The sequence below is a fragment of the Streptomyces sp. NPDC058000 genome (genome assembly GCF_042886435.1).
In the GTDB taxonomy this organism is placed as follows: domain Bacteria; phylum Actinomycetota; class Actinomycetes; order Streptomycetales; family Streptomycetaceae; genus Streptomyces.
The window spans coordinates 1-15,971 of record NZ_JBHVQS010000105.1 but is presented as its reverse complement, the minus strand read 5'-3'; the positions used below and the strand labels follow the sequence as shown (position 1 = coordinate 15,971).

General features: G+C 73.4%; 13 protein-coding genes. 4 read left to right on the top strand and 9 right to left on the bottom strand.

The genetic code is table 11. The annotated features are described in order from the left end of the window. Nucleotides 1-57: 57 nt before the first annotated feature. The 3 genes from ACFVT2_RS42295 to ACFVT2_RS42285 all read right to left on the bottom strand — a co-directional run bounded on the left by ACFVT2_RS42295 (nt 58) and on the right by ACFVT2_RS42285 (nt 3,646). Complete coding sequence (locus ACFVT2_RS42295) at nt 58-978, bottom strand: endonuclease/exonuclease/phosphatase family protein (protein ID WP_390027567.1); 921 nt, start codon at nt 976-978, stop codon at nt 58-60. 362 nt (nt 979-1,340) lie between these two features. Further along, on the bottom strand, nt 1,341-2,009 hold the full coding sequence (locus tag ACFVT2_RS42290; protein WP_390027564.1) for a TetR/AcrR family transcriptional regulator: 669 nt from the start codon (nt 2,007-2,009) through the stop codon (nt 1,341-1,343). Beyond that, entirely contained in the window at nt 2,006-3,646 is a 1,641-nt protein-coding gene (locus ACFVT2_RS42285; RefSeq protein ID WP_390027561.1) for an MFS transporter, read from the bottom strand. The genes ACFVT2_RS42290 and ACFVT2_RS42285 overlap by 4 nt, the downstream gene beginning before the upstream one ends. A gap of 241 nt (nt 3,647-3,887) precedes the next feature. On the opposite strand from ACFVT2_RS42285, the gene panB reads away from it, so the two are divergent. The 3 genes from panB (at nt 3,888) to ACFVT2_RS42270 (ending at nt 6,761) form a co-directional block, all read left to right on the top strand. Further along, a complete protein-coding gene (panB, locus tag ACFVT2_RS42280; protein ID WP_390027558.1) occupies nt 3,888-4,793 on the top strand; it encodes a 3-methyl-2-oxobutanoate hydroxymethyltransferase in 906 nt (301 codons plus the stop codon). 91 nt (nt 4,794-4,884) lie between these two features. Further along, the gene (locus ACFVT2_RS42275) at nt 4,885-5,934 is read left to right on the top strand and encodes an ATP-binding cassette domain-containing protein (RefSeq protein WP_390027555.1); all 1,050 of its coding nucleotides are present in this window, start codon (nt 4,885-4,887) and stop codon (nt 5,932-5,934) included. Next, entirely contained in the window at nt 5,931-6,761 is an 831-nt protein-coding gene (locus ACFVT2_RS42270; protein WP_390027552.1) for an ABC transporter permease, read from the top strand. The genes ACFVT2_RS42275 and ACFVT2_RS42270 overlap by 4 nt, the downstream gene beginning before the upstream one ends. A gap of 52 nt (nt 6,762-6,813) precedes the next feature. On the opposite strand, the gene ACFVT2_RS42265 is transcribed toward ACFVT2_RS42270, so the two are convergent. After that, nucleotides 6,814-10,299 (bottom strand): BTAD domain-containing putative transcriptional regulator, encoded by a 3,486-nt coding sequence (locus tag ACFVT2_RS42265; RefSeq protein ID WP_390027550.1) that lies wholly within the window; start codon nt 10,297-10,299, stop codon nt 6,814-6,816. Nucleotides 10,300-10,565: 266 nt separating this feature from the next. On the opposite strand from ACFVT2_RS42265, the gene ACFVT2_RS42260 reads away from it, so the two are divergent. Then, nucleotides 10,566-11,372, top strand: coding sequence for a site-2 protease family protein (locus tag ACFVT2_RS42260; protein WP_390027547.1), 807 nt, complete (start codon nt 10,566-10,568; stop codon nt 11,370-11,372). A gap of 79 nt (nt 11,373-11,451) precedes the next feature. Here the strand turns inward: ACFVT2_RS42260 and ACFVT2_RS42255 are convergent, their stop codons facing one another. The 5 genes from ACFVT2_RS42255 to ACFVT2_RS42235 all read right to left on the bottom strand — a co-directional run bounded on the left by ACFVT2_RS42255 (nt 11,452) and on the right by ACFVT2_RS42235 (nt 15,729). Beyond that, complete coding sequence (locus ACFVT2_RS42255; RefSeq protein ID WP_390027545.1) at nt 11,452-11,670, bottom strand: hypothetical protein; 219 nt, start codon at nt 11,668-11,670, stop codon at nt 11,452-11,454. A gap of 95 nt (nt 11,671-11,765) precedes the next feature. Further along, entirely contained in the window at nt 11,766-12,524 is a 759-nt protein-coding gene (gene npdG, locus ACFVT2_RS42250; RefSeq protein WP_390027542.1) for an NADPH-dependent F420 reductase, read from the bottom strand. Between the two features lie 43 nt (nt 12,525-12,567). Then, the gene (locus tag ACFVT2_RS42245) at nt 12,568-13,419 is read right to left on the bottom strand and encodes a carbohydrate ABC transporter permease (protein WP_390027539.1); all 852 of its coding nucleotides are present in this window, start codon (nt 13,417-13,419) and stop codon (nt 12,568-12,570) included. A 37-nt stretch (nt 13,420-13,456) separates the two neighbouring features. After that, on the bottom strand, nt 13,457-14,392 hold the full coding sequence (locus ACFVT2_RS42240) for a carbohydrate ABC transporter permease (RefSeq protein ID WP_390027538.1): 936 nt from the start codon (nt 14,390-14,392) through the stop codon (nt 13,457-13,459). Next, nucleotides 14,389-15,729 carry an ABC transporter substrate-binding protein gene (locus ACFVT2_RS42235; RefSeq protein WP_390027535.1) on the bottom strand — a complete coding sequence of 447 codons (1,341 nt, stop codon included), beginning with the start codon at nt 15,727-15,729 and terminating at the stop codon, nt 14,389-14,391. Before ACFVT2_RS42235 ends, ACFVT2_RS42240 begins: the two co-directional genes overlap by 4 nt. Nucleotides 15,730-15,971 lie beyond the last annotated feature (242 nt).

The following is a 15,971-nucleotide window of genomic DNA, read 5'->3' as shown; positions in this document are numbered from 1 at the left end:
GTGTGGCCGTCCGCCCGACGCGGGCTTCCTTCCGGTGCGCGGGCGCGCCGGCCGCTCTCAGACCTTCACGGTGGCCGCCACCGGCCGGTGGTCGCTGCCGGTCGCCGGTAGCACCCACGCCTTGACCGGGTCGATCCCCTTCACCAGGATCTGGTCGATCCGGGCCATCGGGAAGCCGGTCGGCCAGCTGAAGCCGAGGCCGTCGCCCGCCGCGCCCTGGGCGGAGCGCAGCTGCGAGGTCAGCGGGGCCAGCGAGCGGTCGTTCATGGTGCCGTTGAGGTCGCCGAGGAGCATGACCTGCCGCACCGGGTCGGCGGCGATCGCCTCGCCGAGCGCCCGGGCGCTGCCGTCGCGCTGGTCGGCGGTGAAGCCCTTGTCGACGTTGACCCGCACCGACGGCATGTGGGCGACGTAGACCGCGATCTGCCGGCCGTCGGAGGCGGTGACGGTGGCGCGCAGCGCCCGGACCCAGCCGATCTTGATGTCCACCGGCCGGACGTCGGCCAGCGGGCGCTTGCTCCACAGCCCGACGGTGCCCTGCACGGTGTGGTACGGGTACGTGTCGGCCAGGCCCTTGCGGTACGCGGGCAGCGCGCTGCCGGTCAGTTCCTCCAGGGCGACCACGTCGGCGCCGGACGCCACGATGTCGCGGGCGGTGCCCGCCGGATCGGGGTTGCCCGCGTCGACGTTGTGGGTGAGTACGGTCACGTTGCCGCCGGTGCCGGACTTGTCGGTGAGCTGCCCGCCGAAGAGGCTGACCCAGGCGACGACCGGCAGCAGCAGCGCCACCAGCGCGGTCGCCGAGCGACGCACCAGGGCGCAGATCAGCAGCAGCGGGACGCCCAGCCCCAGCCACGGCAGGAAGGTCTCCAGCAAACTGCCGAAGTTCCCCACGGTGTTGGGGATCTGGGCGTGCAGCACCATCGCCAGTCCGAGGAGGACCGCGAGCACCGCGAGGATGATGCCGCGCCGCCACATCCCTTCGCGGCGCCACCAGTTCCGCAGGCGTCCGGTCCGGGAACCGGCCCGCTCGGACCCCTGACCCTGCCCCGGCTCCGTCATGTACGCCTGCGCCATTCCGCTGTCCTCACTGCCTTGCCGCGCTTGCTCCGGTGCGCCTCACCTGTGATCGTCGACCCTAGGCGATGGCTGTGAAACGCTCTCTTAGATCCGCGTTCCGCCGGACCCGTCTTTGCGTTCCCGCACAGGAGGACGGCATGCCTACGGCCCCGGGTTCCGATCCCGCGGTACGTGACAGCGGCTGTGACAGAACGGGCATGGTCCGGTCATACGGAGACCGGCGCCGATCATCGCGCCGTCATTTCCGGACCGGTGCGCCGTCATTCCGGACCGGCGCCGGGCTCCGCCGCCCGCGGCCGGACGCCCTCCAGCACCGTGTCGACGATGTCCTCGGCGAGCCCCTCGGGGAGTTGCTTCCACTCGTGGAGGAGGGCGCGGGCCAGCATCGGGCCGACGAAGAGGTCGGCGAGGGTCTCCAGGTCCTGGTCGGCGCGGATCTCGCCGGTGGCCACCCCGCGCCGGAGCACCCCGACCAGTGCCTCGTGCCGGGCCCGGACGACCGTCTCGTGGTACTCCGCCCACAGTTCGGGCTGCGTCTGGACGTGGCTGACGACGGTGCGCAACACTGCCGAACTGCGCTTGGCCAGACCGCGGCGGCGCAGGAACTCCAGCAGCCGCACCAGGTCCTCGCGGACCGAGCGGCCGTCCAGCGGCGGGCCGGGCGCGTCCAGCGACCGCATCACGTCGAGCAGCAGCGCGCTCTTGCCGGACCAGCGGCGGTAGAGCGTGGCCTTGCCCACGCCGGCCTCGCGGGCGATCCGCTCCATGGACAGCTCGGCTATCGGGACGCCGTCCTCGATCAGGTGGAGCACCGCCTCGACGATGGCGGAGTCGGCCGCGGCGCTGCGCGGACGGCCCCGGCGCCGGGGGGCCGCCCCACCCGTGCGCGCCCCGGCCGTCCGCCCGCGGTCTTCCGCCACCCGGCTCATCGTGCTGCGCCCGCCTTCCGCCCGCCCCACGGCTCCGCCGCGTGCGGAGCCGGGCCCATTTTGCCCGGCAGGAACGCCACGACCACCACGGCCCCGACCATCGAGACGACCGCCGAGCCCAGCGCCGTGACGTGTATGGCGTGCAGGAAGGCGTCGTCGGCCTTGGCGGTCAGCGCGCGGGCGGCGAGCGGGCGGAGCCGGGCGGCGAGGCCGAGGGTGGCCTCGATGGACTCGCCGGCCGCGTTCCGCACCGGGCCGGGCACGCCGGGCAGCGCGTTGAGGGTGCCCTGGATGCCGTCGCGGTAGCTGGTGGAGAGCAGCGAGCCCAGGACGGCGACGCCGAGGGTGCCGCCGACCTGCCGGAAGATGTTGTTGAGCGCCGAGCCGGACCCGGCCTTCTCGCGCGGCAGCGACTGCATGATCGCGACGGTGACCGGCGGCATGATGTGCGCCATCCCGGTGCCCTGGAGGAAGAACAGCACCTCCAGCACCCAGATCGGGGTGTCGGTGCCCAGCAGCAGCATCCCGGCCATCGTGACGGCCACCACCAGCATGCCGACGGTGCACACGGCGCGGGCCCCGAAGCGGTCCACCGCGAGCCGCGCCCGGGGCGCGAAGATCAGCTGGGCGGCGGCCAGCGGCAGGATCAGCAGCCCGGACTCCAGCGGGGTGTAGCCGCGCACGCTCTGGACGTAGAAGACGATGAAGAACGTGACGCCCATCAGCGCGAAGAAGACCAGCGCGATGGCGGCGACGGCGGCCGAGAAGGCGGGTTTGCGGAAGTAGCCGATGTCGATGGACGGGTGGTCGCTGCGCTTCTGGTGGACGACGAACCCGGCCAGCACCGCCAGGCCGCCGAGGACCGTGACGAGCACCTCGGGGTCGGTGAAGTCGGCGAGCTGACCGCCCTTGATGATCCCGTAGACCAGCAGGACCAGGCCGACCACGGAGAGCAGCACCCCGACCGGGTCCAGCTTCCCGGGGGCGGGGTCCCTGGAGTCGGGCACCAGGATCACCATCGTGACCAGCGCGAACAGCACGATCGGGACGTTGATCAGGAAGACCGAACCCCACCAGTAGTGGTCCAGCAGCAGCCCGCCGGCGATCGGGCCGATGGCGATGGCCAACCCCACGCCGCCGGCCCAGACGCCGATCGCCCTGGGCTGCTCCTCGCGTTCGAAGACGTTCATCAGGATGGCGAGGGTGGCCGGCATGACGAAGGCGCCGCCCAGGCCCATCAGGGCGCGGAAGGCGATGAGTTGGGCGGGCGAGGCGGAGACCGCGGCGAGCACCGAGCCGCTGCCGAAGACCGCCAGGCCGAAGAGGAGGACCTTCTTCCGGCCGAGCCGGTCACCGAGCAGGCCGGAGGTGAACAGCAGCCCGGCGAAGACCAGCGTGTAGGAGTTGATCGCCCACTCCAGCTCGCTCTGGGTGGCGCCGAGGCCGGTGGGGGCCGGGGTCGCGATGGTCTTCATCGCGACGTTGAGGATGGAGTTGTCCAGCACCACGATCAGCAGGCTGAGCATCAGGACGGAGAGGATCACCCAGCGGCGGCGGTGGATGTGCGCGGGGATGTGCGGGGCGGCGGGGGCCCCGGATGCGCCTGGTGGGGGCGATGGGGACGGTGAGGTGGCCATGGCGCCACCATACGCTCAATGCGATACGGAACCGTTCCGTATTGGTGGAGAGCCGGGCCGTTTCCTTCCCGCCACCCGTCTGTTCTCCTCCCACCACCCCTCCCGCGCTCCTCCCACCACCCCTCCCCCGCTTCTCCCGCCGCCCGCCCCCTTTTGCTCCCCGGGCACGCCGTGCCAGCATGGAGGGGAGTCCGGGGACACCGTCAGGGTGCTTCGAGATGAAGAAACAGGAGCCGTCACCATGACGCAGCTTTCGCCTGTCCAGAAGCCGGCCGCGGGGGCCACCGAGGAGCCCACCGCCAAGCCCGCCAAGGAGAACACCAAGACCCTCTACGGGGGCACCGGGTCGCGCCGGGTCACGGTCCGCGACATCGCCGCCGCCAAGGGGCGCGGCGAGAAGTGGCCGATGCTCACCGCCTACGACGCGATGACCGCCTCGGTCTTCGACGAGTCCGGGATCCCGGTGCTGCTCGTCGGCGACTCGATGGGCAACTGCCACCTCGGCTACGAGTCCACCGTGCCGGTCACGATGGACGAGATCACGATCCTGTCCGCCGCCGTCGTACGCGGCACCAAGCGCGCCCTGGTCGTCGCCGACCTGCCGTTCGGCGCGTACCAGGAAGGCCCCGTCCAGGCGCTGCGCAACGCCACCCGGCTGGTCAAGGAGGCCGGGGTGGGCGCCGTCAAGCTGGAGGGCGGCGAGCGCTCCGCGCACCAGGTGGAGCTGCTGGTCGCGTCCGGCATCCCGGTGATGGCGCACGTCGGGCTGACCCCGCAGTCGGTCCACGCCTACGGTGGCTACCCGGTCCAGGGCCGCGGCGAGGAGGCCGCCCAGCAGCTGCTGCGGGACGCCAAGGCGGTGCAGGACGCCGGGGCGTTCGCGGTCGTCCTGGAGGCCGTACCGGCCGAGCTGGCCGCCGAGGCGACCCGCTCGCTGCACATCCCGACCGTCGGCATCGGCGCGGGCCTGGACTGCGACGCCCAGGTGCTGGTGTGGACCGACATGGCGGGCCTCAACGCCGGCCGGGTGCCGCGGTTCGTCAAGCAGTACCTCCAGCTGCGGGAACTGCTCGGCGGCGCGGCCAAGGCGTTCGCCGAGGACGTGGCCGGCGGCGCCTTCCCCGCCGAGGAGCACACCTTCCACTGAGACCCGGCCGACAGGCCGTCGACCACCGGTCCTCCCGGGCTGTCGGCGGCCTGTCGGTGCGTTGTCGGTGGCGGCTGGCACCTTTGCAGGCATGACGCGACAGACGATAACCACCAAGGGCGGCAACGCCGTGGAGGTGCGCGGTCTGGTCAAGCACTTCGGTGACGTGAAGGCCGTCGACGGGGTGGACCTGGACGTGCAGGAGGGCACCGTGCTCGGTGTCCTCGGCCCCAACGGCGCGGGCAAGACCACCCTCGTCCGCTGCCTGTCCACCCTCCTGGTGCCGGACGCCGGCCGCGCCGTGGTCGCCGGCTGCGACGTGGTGCGCCAGCCCCGCGCGCTGCGCCGCCGGATCGGCCTGACCGGCCAGTACGCCTCGGTCGACGAGAAGCTCTCCGGCTGGGAGAACCTCTACCTGATCGGGCGGCTGCTGGACCTCTCCCGCAAGGACTCCCGGACCCGCGCCGACGAGATGCTGGAGCGGTTCTCGCTGACCGAGGCCGCCAAGCGGCCGGCCGGGAAGTACTCCGGCGGCATGCGGCGCCGGCTCGACCTGGCCGCCTCGATGATCGGCCAGCCGGCCGTCCTCTACCTGGACGAACCGACCACCGGACTGGACCCGCGCACCCGCAACGAAGTGTGGGCGGAGGTCCAGCGGATGGTCCGCGAGGGGGCCACGGTCCTGCTGACCACCCAGTACATGGAGGAGGCCGAGCAGCTCGCCGACGAGCTGGCGGTCATCGACCGCGGCCGGGTGATCGCCGAGGGCCGGGTCGAGGAGCTGAAGGCCAAGGTCGGCGGGCGGACCCTCCAGATCCGGCCGACCGACCCGGGTGAGCTGGACCGGATGGTGGGCGCCCTCGCCCAGGCCGGACTGGACGGCATCGCCGGCGCCACCGCCGACCATGACGGGGGTGTGGTCAACGTGCCCATCATCAGCGACGAGCAACTGACCTCGGTGGTCGGGCTGCTGGGCGCCCGGGGCTTCGCGCTGGCCGGGATCAGCACCCATCTGCCCAGCCTGGACGAGGTGTTCCTGGCCATCACCGGCCAGAAGACCTCCGGGACGGGCGGTCCGGAGACCGTTTCCGACCCGCACGACGACACGCACGACGAGCAGTACGCGGAGGTGGGGGCATGAGCGCCGCGACGATCACGGCACCGGTCGGGAAGGCCGGCACCGACGAGGGCCGGATCGGCATCCGGGCCAACCTGCGGCACATCGGCGCGCTGGTGCGGCGGAACCTCGTGCAGATCAAGCACGACCCGGAGACGCTGTTCGACGCGGTGCTGATGCCGGTGATCTTCATCCTGCTGTTCGTCTACGTCTTCGGCGGCGCCATCGCCGGCAAGGGCAACCAGGCGGAGTACGTGCAGTACCTGGTCCCCGGCATGATGGCGATGATGGGCATGAACATCGCCATGGCGGTGGGCACCGGCGTCAACGAGGACTTCCGCAAGGGCGTGATGGACCGCTTCCGGACGATGCCCATCGCCCGGTCCTCGGTCCTGATCGCCAAGATCGTGGTCGAGATCGGCCGGATGCTGCTCGCCACCGCGATCCTGCTCGGCATGGGCCTCCTGCTGGGCCTCGAAATACGCGGCTCCCTGCTGGAGTTCGTCGCCGCGGTGGTGCTCTCCACGGTCTTCGGCGCCGCCCTGATGTGGATCTTCATCCTGCTGGGGCTCAGCGTGAAGACCCCGCAGGCGGTGCAGGGCATGGCGATGCTGGTCCTGATGCCGCTCCAGTTCGGCTCGTCGATCTTCGCGCCGACCCAGCAGATGCCCGGCTGGCTGGAGGCGTTCACCAAGGTCAACCCGCTCTCCAACCTCGCCGACGCGGCCCGCGCACTGATCAACGGCCACGGCCCGGTGGCCCATCCGACGCTGGTCACGCTGGGCTGGGCGGTGGCCATCACGGTGATCACCATGCCGCTCGCGGTGCGGAAGTTCCGCACCAAGACCTGACGCACCGTCCGCGGGGGGCTTCTTCGCGGACGGCCCGGTGGCCCGGCTCGCGTCAGAGGAGGGCGGTGGCCTCGTCCAGCGACAGGCCGCCGCCCTCGACGTGGGCGGCGTCGTAGTCGAGGTCGCCCAGCACGGCCCGGGCGGCCGCTTCGGTGCGGGCCCGGTCCGTGCGGACGGCCAGCGGCACCACGTGCGGGCTGGTCCGCAGCGCGTCGTAGGCGCCGACCAGCCGGGCCGCGTCCCGGGCCCCGGCCGCACCGCGGACCGCCAGCAACACCCGGGCGCCGGTCAGCAGCTGCACCACCGGCAGGTCCGGCGCGACCAACTGCGTCAGCGGGTCCTGGACGAGTTCCAGGGCCTGCCGGATCCGTGGGAGGAGGTCCGCCCCGTGCTGCCCCTCGTCCACGTCCAGCGAGACCAGCGAGGCGTCCAGCAGCCCCAGGAAGACGTCCGAGCCCTGCGTGGTGAGCCCCTCCCGCACCTCAAGGAGTTCCCGGCGGGCCTCGTGGGTGCGCCCGACCATCGCCAGCAGCATGGCCAGCGTCATCCGGGTGAACCACACCGCGTCCCGGCCGCTGTTGCGGTCCTCCGCCTCGGCCAGCACCTCCTTGAGCGTCCGCTCGGCGTCCTCCGGCCGACCCTCCTCGATCATCACGGCACCCAGCCGGGCCCGCAGCAGCAGCGTCTGGCTGTGCGCGCCCAACTCCTCGGCGTGCACCATCGCCGCCTGGTAGTCGCGCACCGCGGCGTCGTAGTCGCCACTCTTCTCGGAGGACTCGCCGCGCCCGGTCAGCGCCTCGGCCGCACCCCAGGCGTCGCCCAGCCGGAGGAAGGTCCGCAGCGCCTCGTCGGCGTCCCGGATCGCCTGGGCCAGCTCGCCGGGGCGCTCGTTGAGGATCTTGGAGCGCAGCTGGAGGATGTAGGCCAGCTCCCAGTCGTAGCCGAAGCCGCGGCAGGCCGCGATGGCCTGGTCGACCATGGCGACCAGGTCCTGCCACCGGCCGGTCATCAACACCGCGAAGTACCACAGCACTCCGGGCACCTTGCAGGTCTGCGGCATGCCGCCCCGGTAGGCGGCGATGATCCCGGCCAGCTCCTCCTGCATCTTCGGGTCGCGCAGCGACTCCAGGTTGCTGTCGATGCTGGAGAGTCCCACCAACCGGACCTCGCGGCGGGCCTCCACGAGCTGCTCGGGGGGCATCGGCGGGGGTGCGTCGATGGGCCGCTCGTAGAGGTCGGGGGCGGGTGCGACGGGCGGGGCGAAGGGGTTGGGGCCCAGTTCACCGGCGGCCGCCGACCAGGTGCGGGCGTCGCCGCGGTGGTCGCGCAGCGACCAGAACCACTGGAGGGAGAGCACCAGGCACAGGGCCTCCTGCTCGTCGCCGGCGGCGATGGCCCGGCGCAGCGCGGTGCGCAGGTTGTCGTGCTCCAGCTCCAGCCGGTCGATCACGGCGCGCTGTCGGGGGCCGCGCAGCAACGGGTCGCTGGTGCGGGCCAGTTCGCGGTACGCGACCAGGTGGCGGCGCTCGACGTCGGCCCGCTCCCCGGCCTCGTCCAGCCGCTCCCCGGCGTACTCGGCCACCGTCTCCAGCAGCCGGTAACGCATCTGCCCCCCGGTGCGCGCCCCGGCCCGGCCGGCGGGCCCGGCGCCGTCCCGCCCGCCGTCCGGGGCGGCCACCACCAGCGATTTGTCGATCAGCGAGCCGAGCAGCCCGGCGACCTCGTAGGCCGGGACGCCGTCGCCCGCGCAGACCTCCTCGGCGGCGGCCAGGTCGCAGCCGCCGGCGAAGACCGACAGCCGCCGCAGCACCGCCCGTTCGGGCGCGTCGGTGAGGTCCCAGGACCAGTCCACCACCGCGCGCAGGGTCTGCTGGCGGGGCAGGAGCGTGCGGCTGCCGCTGGTCAGCAGCCGGAAGCGGTCGTCGAGCCGGTCCGCGAGCTGACGGGGCGTCAACATGCGGAGGCGGGCGGCGGCGAGCTCGATCGCCAACGGCAGGCCGTCCAGCCGGCGGCAGATCTCCGCGCAGGCCACGGCGGTCTCCTCGTCGGCGTCGACGCGGAAGCCCCGGCGGGCGGCGGCCCCGCGGTCGGCGAGCAGCCGCAGCGCGACCGGGTCGGGCAGTGGTTCCACCGGCCGCACCACCTCGCCCGGTACGGCCAGCGGCTCCCGACTGGTGGCCAGTACGGTCACGCCCGGGCAGGCGATCAGCAGCCGCTCGGCGAGCTCCGCGGCGGCCCCGATCACATGCTCGCAGTTGTCCAGCACCAGCAGCATCCGGCGGCCGGCGCAGTGCTCGGCGAGCCGGGCGTGCGGGTCCTGGGCGGTGGGGTCGGAGGCGGCCCGCAGCCCCTCGGCGGCAGTGCCGCGGACGACGGTCTCGCGGGCCCCGAGCGCGGTCAGCACCGCCTCCGGCACGGTCCGCGGATCGTCCACCGGCGCCAACTCGGCCAGCCAGACGCCGTGCGGCCAGGCGTCCGGCAGCGCGGCAGCGGCGGTCTCCGCGCCCTCCTGGGAGAGCCGGGTCTTGCCGGCGCCGCCCGGGCCCAGCAGCGTCACCAACCGGTGCCCGGCCAGGTCGGCACGGAGCGCGGCCAGGTCGTGCTCCCGGCCGACGAAGGAGGTGAGGCGGGCGCGGAGGTTGCCGGACCGGGCGGCCGGCGGCACCGCGGGAGCGGCCGGGGCGGCGGCCGTCGTACGGGTCGCGTCGGTCGGAGTGGTCGGGCTGGTCGGAGTGGTCGCGGTCGGGCTGATCGCCGCTGCCGGCACCGGGTCCCCCGGGGCCGCGGGGACCGTCGCGAGGTCCGGCTGGAGCAGCGCCACGTGCAGGGCGCGCAGCTCCGGGCCGGGGTCGGCGCCCAGCCGGTCGGCGAGGCCGGTACGTATCTCCTCGTACGCGGCGAGCGCCTCGGCGGTCCGGCCCGCGTCGCGCAGGGCGCGCAACCGCAGCGCCTGGAGGGGCTCGTCCAGCGGATGGTCCTGACAGAGCGCGGTCAGGGCGGGCAGCGCCTGAGCGGCCCGGCCCAGGGCCAGGTCGGCGGCGAGGCGGGTCCGCCGGGCGTCCAACCGGCGGCTCTCGGCGCGGGCCGCCTCCACGGCCGCGTCGGGCAGGTCGGCGAGGGCCGGGCCGCGCCAGAGGGCCAGCGCCTCGTCGAGCAGGGTGGCGGCGCGGCCCGGGTCGGCGGCGTCCAGCGCCCGGCCGCCCTCCACCGTCAGCCGCTCGAAGCGGTGCAGGTCGACCGCGTCCAGCTCGGCGCACAGCAGGTAGCCGCCGTCGACGGAGGCGATCGCGGAGCGGCCCAGGGCCCGGCGCAGCCGGCCGACCAGCGCCTGGAGGGCACCGGGCGCGTCGGCCGGCGGGTCCATGCCCCACACGTCGGCGATCAGGGCGTCGGCGGGCAGCGCCCGGCCGGGGCGCAGCGCGAACGCGGCGAGCAGGGCACGCAGCCGGGCGCCACCGAGGGCGACGGGGGTACCGTCGGCCCGGCCGACCTGGGTGGTGCCGAGGATTCCGTAGCGCACCGGGCCATTGTCGGTCACCGGCGGAACTCTCCGCGTACCGAGCGACGTTTCCGGGAGCAGGAAGCAGGGAGCAGGACGCCCCCGGCACGATCCGCGCCCGGCGGGTGCGCCCGCCGCCCGGCAGGTGCGCCCGCCGCCGGGCGGAGGGCGTGCGCCGCCGGCCGCGGCGCGGATACGGTCGGGGCGGCCCGCCCGTAGGGCCTGTCCGACCCTGATCCACCGGACGGGCCCCAGCCCGTGCCCCGGATGCCCGCCCGCGACCCACCCCCTGGAGCCCCGTACCGATGACCACCGCAATTCCGCGCGCCGACCGCCGCGTCAGTCCGGTCTTCCTCGCGCTCGTCGCCGTCCTGGCGGTCTCCGGCTGGGCCGTCTGGAGCGGGACGCTCGCGGCCAACACCGGCTTCGCGGTCTTCCTGTTCGTGACCGCCGGCTGGGTGGTGTCGCTGTGCCTGCACGAGTACGCGCACGCCCGCACCGCACTGCACGGCGGCGACATCACGGTGGGCGCGAAGGGCTACCTCACCCTCAACCCGCTCGTCTACTCCCACGCACTGCTGAGCATCGTGCTGCCGGTGCTCTTCGTGATCATGGGCGGGATCGGGCTGCCGGGCGGTGCGGTGTTCATCGAACGCGGCCGGATCCGGGGCCGCTGGCGGCACAGCCTGATCTCGGCGGCCGGGCCGCTGACCAACATCGCGTTCGCCGCGGTGGTCAGCGCGCCGTTCTGGCTGCACGCCCTGGACGGGGTCCCGGACGTCTTCCGCTACGCACTGGCGTTCCTGGCGCTGCTCCAGGTCACCGCGGCGATCCTGAACTTCCTGCCGGTGCCGGGGCTCGACGGCTACGGCGTGATCGAGCCGTGGCTGTCGGACCGGGTGCGGCGGCAGGTCGCGCCGATCGCGCCGTTCGGGATGCTGGCGGTCTTCGGGCTGCTGTGGGTGCCGGAGATCAACCAGGTCTTCTTCGACCTGGTGCACACGGCCCTGCGGGGGCTGGGCGTCTCGACCTGGGACACCTACTGGGGCCAGGAGTTCTTCCGCTTCTGGCAGGGCGAGCCGCAGGTGCCGCAGATCGGCGGGGCGGCGTAGGACCCGTCCGGCCTGTGCGGCCTGTCCGGCCCGTGCGGCCCTGATCCGCCGGACGGGACCCGGCGGCCGGGCCGGCGGGTCAGCCGGAGGCCGCGGCCCGGCGGGCCCGCTCCAGCTTCGCCTTGCGCAGGTAGAACCACGACATGTTGCTGGAGACGCCGGCCAGCAGGACCCACACGATGCCGACGAAGCTGCCCTCGACGAAGGAGACGACCGCCGCGGCGACGGCGAGCACGCACACGGCGAGGGCGAGGACGGCGAGGCGCCGGTCCGGTCCGGGCGGGGGCAGGGAGGGCATGGGGTCGGCTCCTGTCGGGTCGTGCGGTCCGTTCCAGTGTCCCCCATGGCCCGCGGCTCCCCAGCCGCCCCCTCCCCCGCCCCGGTGTGTCCGGCTCAGACGTCGGTGACCCGGAGCCCGGCGTGCGCCTTGTAACGGCGGTTGACCGAGATCAAGTTGGCGACCAGCGACTCGACCTGGTGGGCGTTGCGCAGCCGGCCGGCGAAGACACCGCGCATCCCGGGGATGCGGGCGGCCAGCGCCTGCACCAGGTCGGTGTCGGCGCGGCGCTCGCCGAGCACCATCACATCGGTGTCGATCTCGGCGACCTCCGGGTCCTGGAGCAGGACGGCGGAGAGGTGGTGGAAGGCGGCGGTGACCCGGGAGTCCGGCAGCAGCGCGGCGGCCTGCTCGGCGGCGCTGCCCTCCTCCGGCTTGAGCGCGTAGGCGCCCTTCTTGTCGAAGCCGAGCGGGTTGACGCAGTCGATCACCAGCTTGCCGGCCAGTTCCTCGCGGAGCGCCTGGAGGGTCTTGGCGTGGCCCTCCCAGGGCACCGCGACGATCACCACGTCGCTGCGCCGGGCGCAGTCGGCGTTGGCGGCGCCCTCGACGCCGAGGTTGCTCAGCTGGGGGTCCTCGACGGCGGCCTGCGCGCGCTCGGCGGCCCGGGAGCCGATGATCACCTTGTGGCCGGCCTTGGCGAACCGGTAGGCCAGGCCGCGGCCCTGGTCGCCGGTGCCGCCGAGGACGCCGATCACCAGGCCGGAGACGTCGGGCAGGTCCCAGGGGTCGCGGGCGGCCGGCTTGTCGGCGGGATCGGCCGGGGCGGCGGACGAGGTCGCGGGCGGGGTCGCAGCAGCGTCAGAAGTAGTCATGACAGCGATACTGTCACGCCCCGGTCCGGTGCCGGCGGTACGGTCACGCCTTGACGCTCCCCTCGGTCAATCCGGTGCGCCAGTACCGCTGGAGCACCGTCATCAGGACCATCAGCGGCAGCACGGACAACAGCGCACCGCCCACCGTGTACTGGTAGAGCACCGGCTGCCGGTCGGCGTAGCCGATCCAGGTCGTCAGCCCCAGTTGGACCGGGTAGAGGCCGGAGTCGGAGAGCATCACCAGTGGCAGGAAGTAGTTGTTCCAGATGTGCACGAACTGGAACAGGAAGACGGTGACCAGCGCCGGGCCCATCAGCCGCAGTCCCAGCCCGGCGAAGATCCGCGCCTCCCCCGCCCCGTCGATCCGGGCCGCCTCCAGGAGCGCGTCCGGCACCGCCGCGGCCGCGTAGATCCGGCACAGGTAGACCCCGAACGGGCTGACCACACTGGGGATCAGCACCGCCCCGTAGGTGTCGGCCAGGCCCAGCGCGCTGAAGAGGAAGTACAGCGGCAGGGCCAGCGCGGTGCTCGGGATCAGCACCCCGGCCAGCACCAGGCCGAAGACCGTCTCGCGTCCCCGGAACGGGAATTTGGCCAGCGCGTAGCCCGCGGCGGCGGACAGCAGGGTGGCGCAGACCGCGCCGACCCCGGCGTAGAGCAGGGAGTTGGCGAACCAGCGGGCGTAGACGCCGTGGTCGTAGGTGAGCACGTCGGTGAGGTACCGGAGGGGCCTCGGGTGGTCGGAGAACCAGAAGCCGAAGGTGCCGAAGAGGTCGGCGCTGCTCTTGGTGGCCGAGACGACCAGCCAGTACACGGGCGCGAGGAAGTAGAGGGCGGCGACGGCCAACAGCGAACTGGTGATGATCCGGTGGCGGACGGGGGCCTGGGTTCTCATCCGCGGTCCTTCTCTCGCCCACCGAGGGCCTGGCTTCTCATCCGCGGTCCTTCCCGCGCCCGCCGACCAGCCGCAGGAAGCCGAACGAGGCCGCGCACGCCACCAGCGCCAGCAGCACCGCCTCGGCCGCCGCCCGGTGCTGGTTGTTGCCGACGAACGCCTCGCTGTAGGCGTGCAGGTTGGGGGTGTAGCCGGAGTCGATGGAGGAGGTGAGCGGGCGCAGCACCATCGGCTCGGCGAACAGCTGGAGGGTGCCGATGATGCTGAAGACGGTGGTGAGCACCAGCGCCGGGCGGAGCAGCGGGAGTTTGACGTACCGGGCCACCTGCCAGGCGCTCGCGCCGTCGATCCGCGCGGCCTCGTACAGCTCGCCGGGGACCGACTTCAGCTGGGCGATCAGCACCAGCATGGTGTAGCCGGTGAACTGCCAGGTGACGATGTTGGCGACGGACCACAGCACGCTGCCGCGGGAGAGGAAGTCGACGTTCCAGCCGACCGATTGGGCGATCCGCACCAGCGGGCTGAGGCCGGGGACGTAGAGGAAGCCCCACAGGATCGAGGCGATCACCCCGGGCACCCCGTAGGGCAGGAAGAAGGCGCTGCGGAAGAAGGCGACCCAGCGGGCGGCGGCGCTCTCCAGGAGCAGCGCCAGCGCGGTGGCGAACACCGTCATCAGCGGAATCTGCACGACGCCGAAGAGCAGCACCCGGCCGAAGCCGGTCAGGAACCGGTCGTCGGTGAGCGCCTGCGCGTAGTTGGCGAGGCCGGCGAAGGTCTCGTGCTCCGTCCCGAGGCCGAGCGGCCCGGTGCGGCGGGTGCGCCGGAGGCTGGTCCACACGGCGTAGCCGACCGGGGCGAGGTAGCAGAGGGCGAAGACGGCGAGGAAGGGCAGGACGAATCCGGCCGCGGCCCGGGAGGTGCGGGCGCCGGGGCGCCCGGTTCGGCGCGGGCGCCGATCGGCAGCCGCGGTCATGTGCCGCTCTCCGCCTTCAGGCCCTTGTCGCGCAGGTCGGCGACGGTCTGGCGCTGCACCTTGGTCAGCACCGACCGGAACGAACCGCCGTCGGCGAGCGCGTCGGTGAAGGCGTCCCCGAGCCGCTGGAAGAGGGTGTCCACGCCCGGCCCCCACTGCCAGCTGGTGTCCACGTGCGCGCCGGCGTCGGCGAAGACCCTGCTGTACGGCTGGCCGCCGAAGAAGTCCTTGTCGGTGTCGAGGGCGGTGGTGGCGTAGCCGGTCTTGGCGCTGGGGAAGCCGTAGCCGCCCTTGAGGAGCAGCGCGATCGACTCCGGTGCGGTGTTGAGCCAGACGGCGAAGTCCAGGGCGTCCTTGGGGTAGCTCGCCTTGGCGAAGACGGCGGTGGTGGAGCCGCCCCAGTTGGCGTACGCCCGGCCGCCGGTCTGCCACTGGGGCAGCGGGGCGGCCCGCCACTTCCCCTTGGTGCCGGGCGCGTTGCCGGCCAGGAGGGCGTCGCCCCAACTGGCGCCCACCCAGGCCGGGATGGCGCCGGTCTGGAGGTCCTTGTACCAGGCGTCCCGGCGGTCCGGGATGGTCATGACGAGCTTGCGCCGGACCAGCCCCTCCCAGTAGTCGGCGACCCGGCGGGTGGGGGCGTCGTCGAGGTGCACGATCCAGGTGTCGCCGTGGGTGGCGTACCACTTGGCGCCGGCCTGCCAGGCCAGGCCGGCGAAGCGGTTGCCGTTGGTCGGGGCGAAGGTCTCGATCCAGGCGCCGTGCCGGCGGACCTCCTCGGCCGCGGTCTCGTACGCGTCCCACGTCCGCGGCACCTGGATGCCCCATCGGTCGAAGAGATCCTGGCGGACGAACAGTCCCATCGGCCCGCTGGCCTGCGGGATGGCGTAGATCCCGGAGCCGAAGACGGACTGCCGCCACTGCCAGGCGAAGAACGCGTCGCGGTGGCGGGCGGCGCCGAGCGGGGCGAGGTCGCGCAGCCCACCGTCCAGCAGGAAGCTGGGGATCACCGGGAACTCGATCTGGCCCAGGTCGGGCGGGTTGCCGGCCTTGATGGCGGCGTGCATCTTGGCGTACTGCTCGCCGTTGACCGCCGACACCTTCTCGACCTTGACCTGGACCTCGGGGTTGTTGCGGTTCCACAGGTCCACCGGCCGGTCGATGCCCGGCACCCAGGACCAGAAGGTGAGGGTGATCTTCTGGCCCTTCTTCCGTTCCCGGGGCGCACCGCCGTCGTCGGCGGCGCAGCCGGCGAACGCGATGCCGGCGGCGGCCGCGGCCGCGCCGCCCAGGACCGTTCTCCGGCGGACGCCGCCGCCGGTGGTGTCCGTGCTGGTCATGCCGGCTCCTTGAGGGGGTCCGCTGCGCTTGGTCTGCGCCCCACGTTGTCGGCTTTCCCGCCGTGGGGGTTGCTGTTTTTCCGCCTTCGGCGGAGGGGGATGTCGGGCCGGGGGCGCCCGGTGCATGGTGGGCGCCGGGGACGGTCCTGCGGGGGTGGGTTTCCGGACTGCTGCGCTTTAAGTCCGGCAACCCCCCCCCCCCGGCCCCCCCCCACCCCTGGGGGGGGCCCCCCCCCCCGGTG

Coding starts and splice junctions, on each gene's coding strand:
- ACFVT2_RS42295 (WP_390027567.1), bottom strand. CDS start 978: ATGTGGCGGCGCGGCATCATCCTCGCGGTGCTCGCGGTCCTCCTCGGA.
- ACFVT2_RS42290 (WP_390027564.1), bottom strand. CDS start 2,009: ATGAGCCGGGTGGCGGAAGACCGCGGGCGGACGGCCGGGGCGCGCACG.
- ACFVT2_RS42285 (WP_390027561.1), bottom strand. CDS start 3,646: ATGGCCACCTCACCGTCCCCATCGCCCCCACCAGGCGCATCCGGGGCC.
- panB (WP_390027558.1), top strand. CDS start 3,888: ATGACGCAGCTTTCGCCTGTCCAGAAGCCGGCCGCGGGGGCCACCGAG.
- ACFVT2_RS42275 (WP_390027555.1), top strand. CDS start 4,885: ATGACGCGACAGACGATAACCACCAAGGGCGGCAACGCCGTGGAGGTG.
- ACFVT2_RS42270 (WP_390027552.1), top strand. CDS start 5,931: ATGAGCGCCGCGACGATCACGGCACCGGTCGGGAAGGCCGGCACCGAC.
- ACFVT2_RS42260 (WP_390027547.1), top strand. CDS start 10,566: ATGACCACCGCAATTCCGCGCGCCGACCGCCGCGTCAGTCCGGTCTTC.
- ACFVT2_RS42255 (WP_390027545.1), bottom strand. CDS start 11,670: ATGCCCTCCCTGCCCCCGCCCGGACCGGACCGGCGCCTCGCCGTCCTC.
- npdG (WP_390027542.1), bottom strand. CDS start 12,524: ATGACTACTTCTGACGCTGCTGCGACCCCGCCCGCGACCTCGTCCGCC.
- ACFVT2_RS42245 (WP_390027539.1), bottom strand. CDS start 13,419: ATGAGAACCCAGGCCCCCGTCCGCCACCGGATCATCACCAGTTCGCTG.
- ACFVT2_RS42240 (WP_390027538.1), bottom strand. CDS start 14,392: ATGACCGCGGCTGCCGATCGGCGCCCGCGCCGAACCGGGCGCCCCGGC.
- ACFVT2_RS42235 (WP_390027535.1), bottom strand. CDS start 15,729: ATGACCAGCACGGACACCACCGGCGGCGGCGTCCGCCGGAGAACGGTC.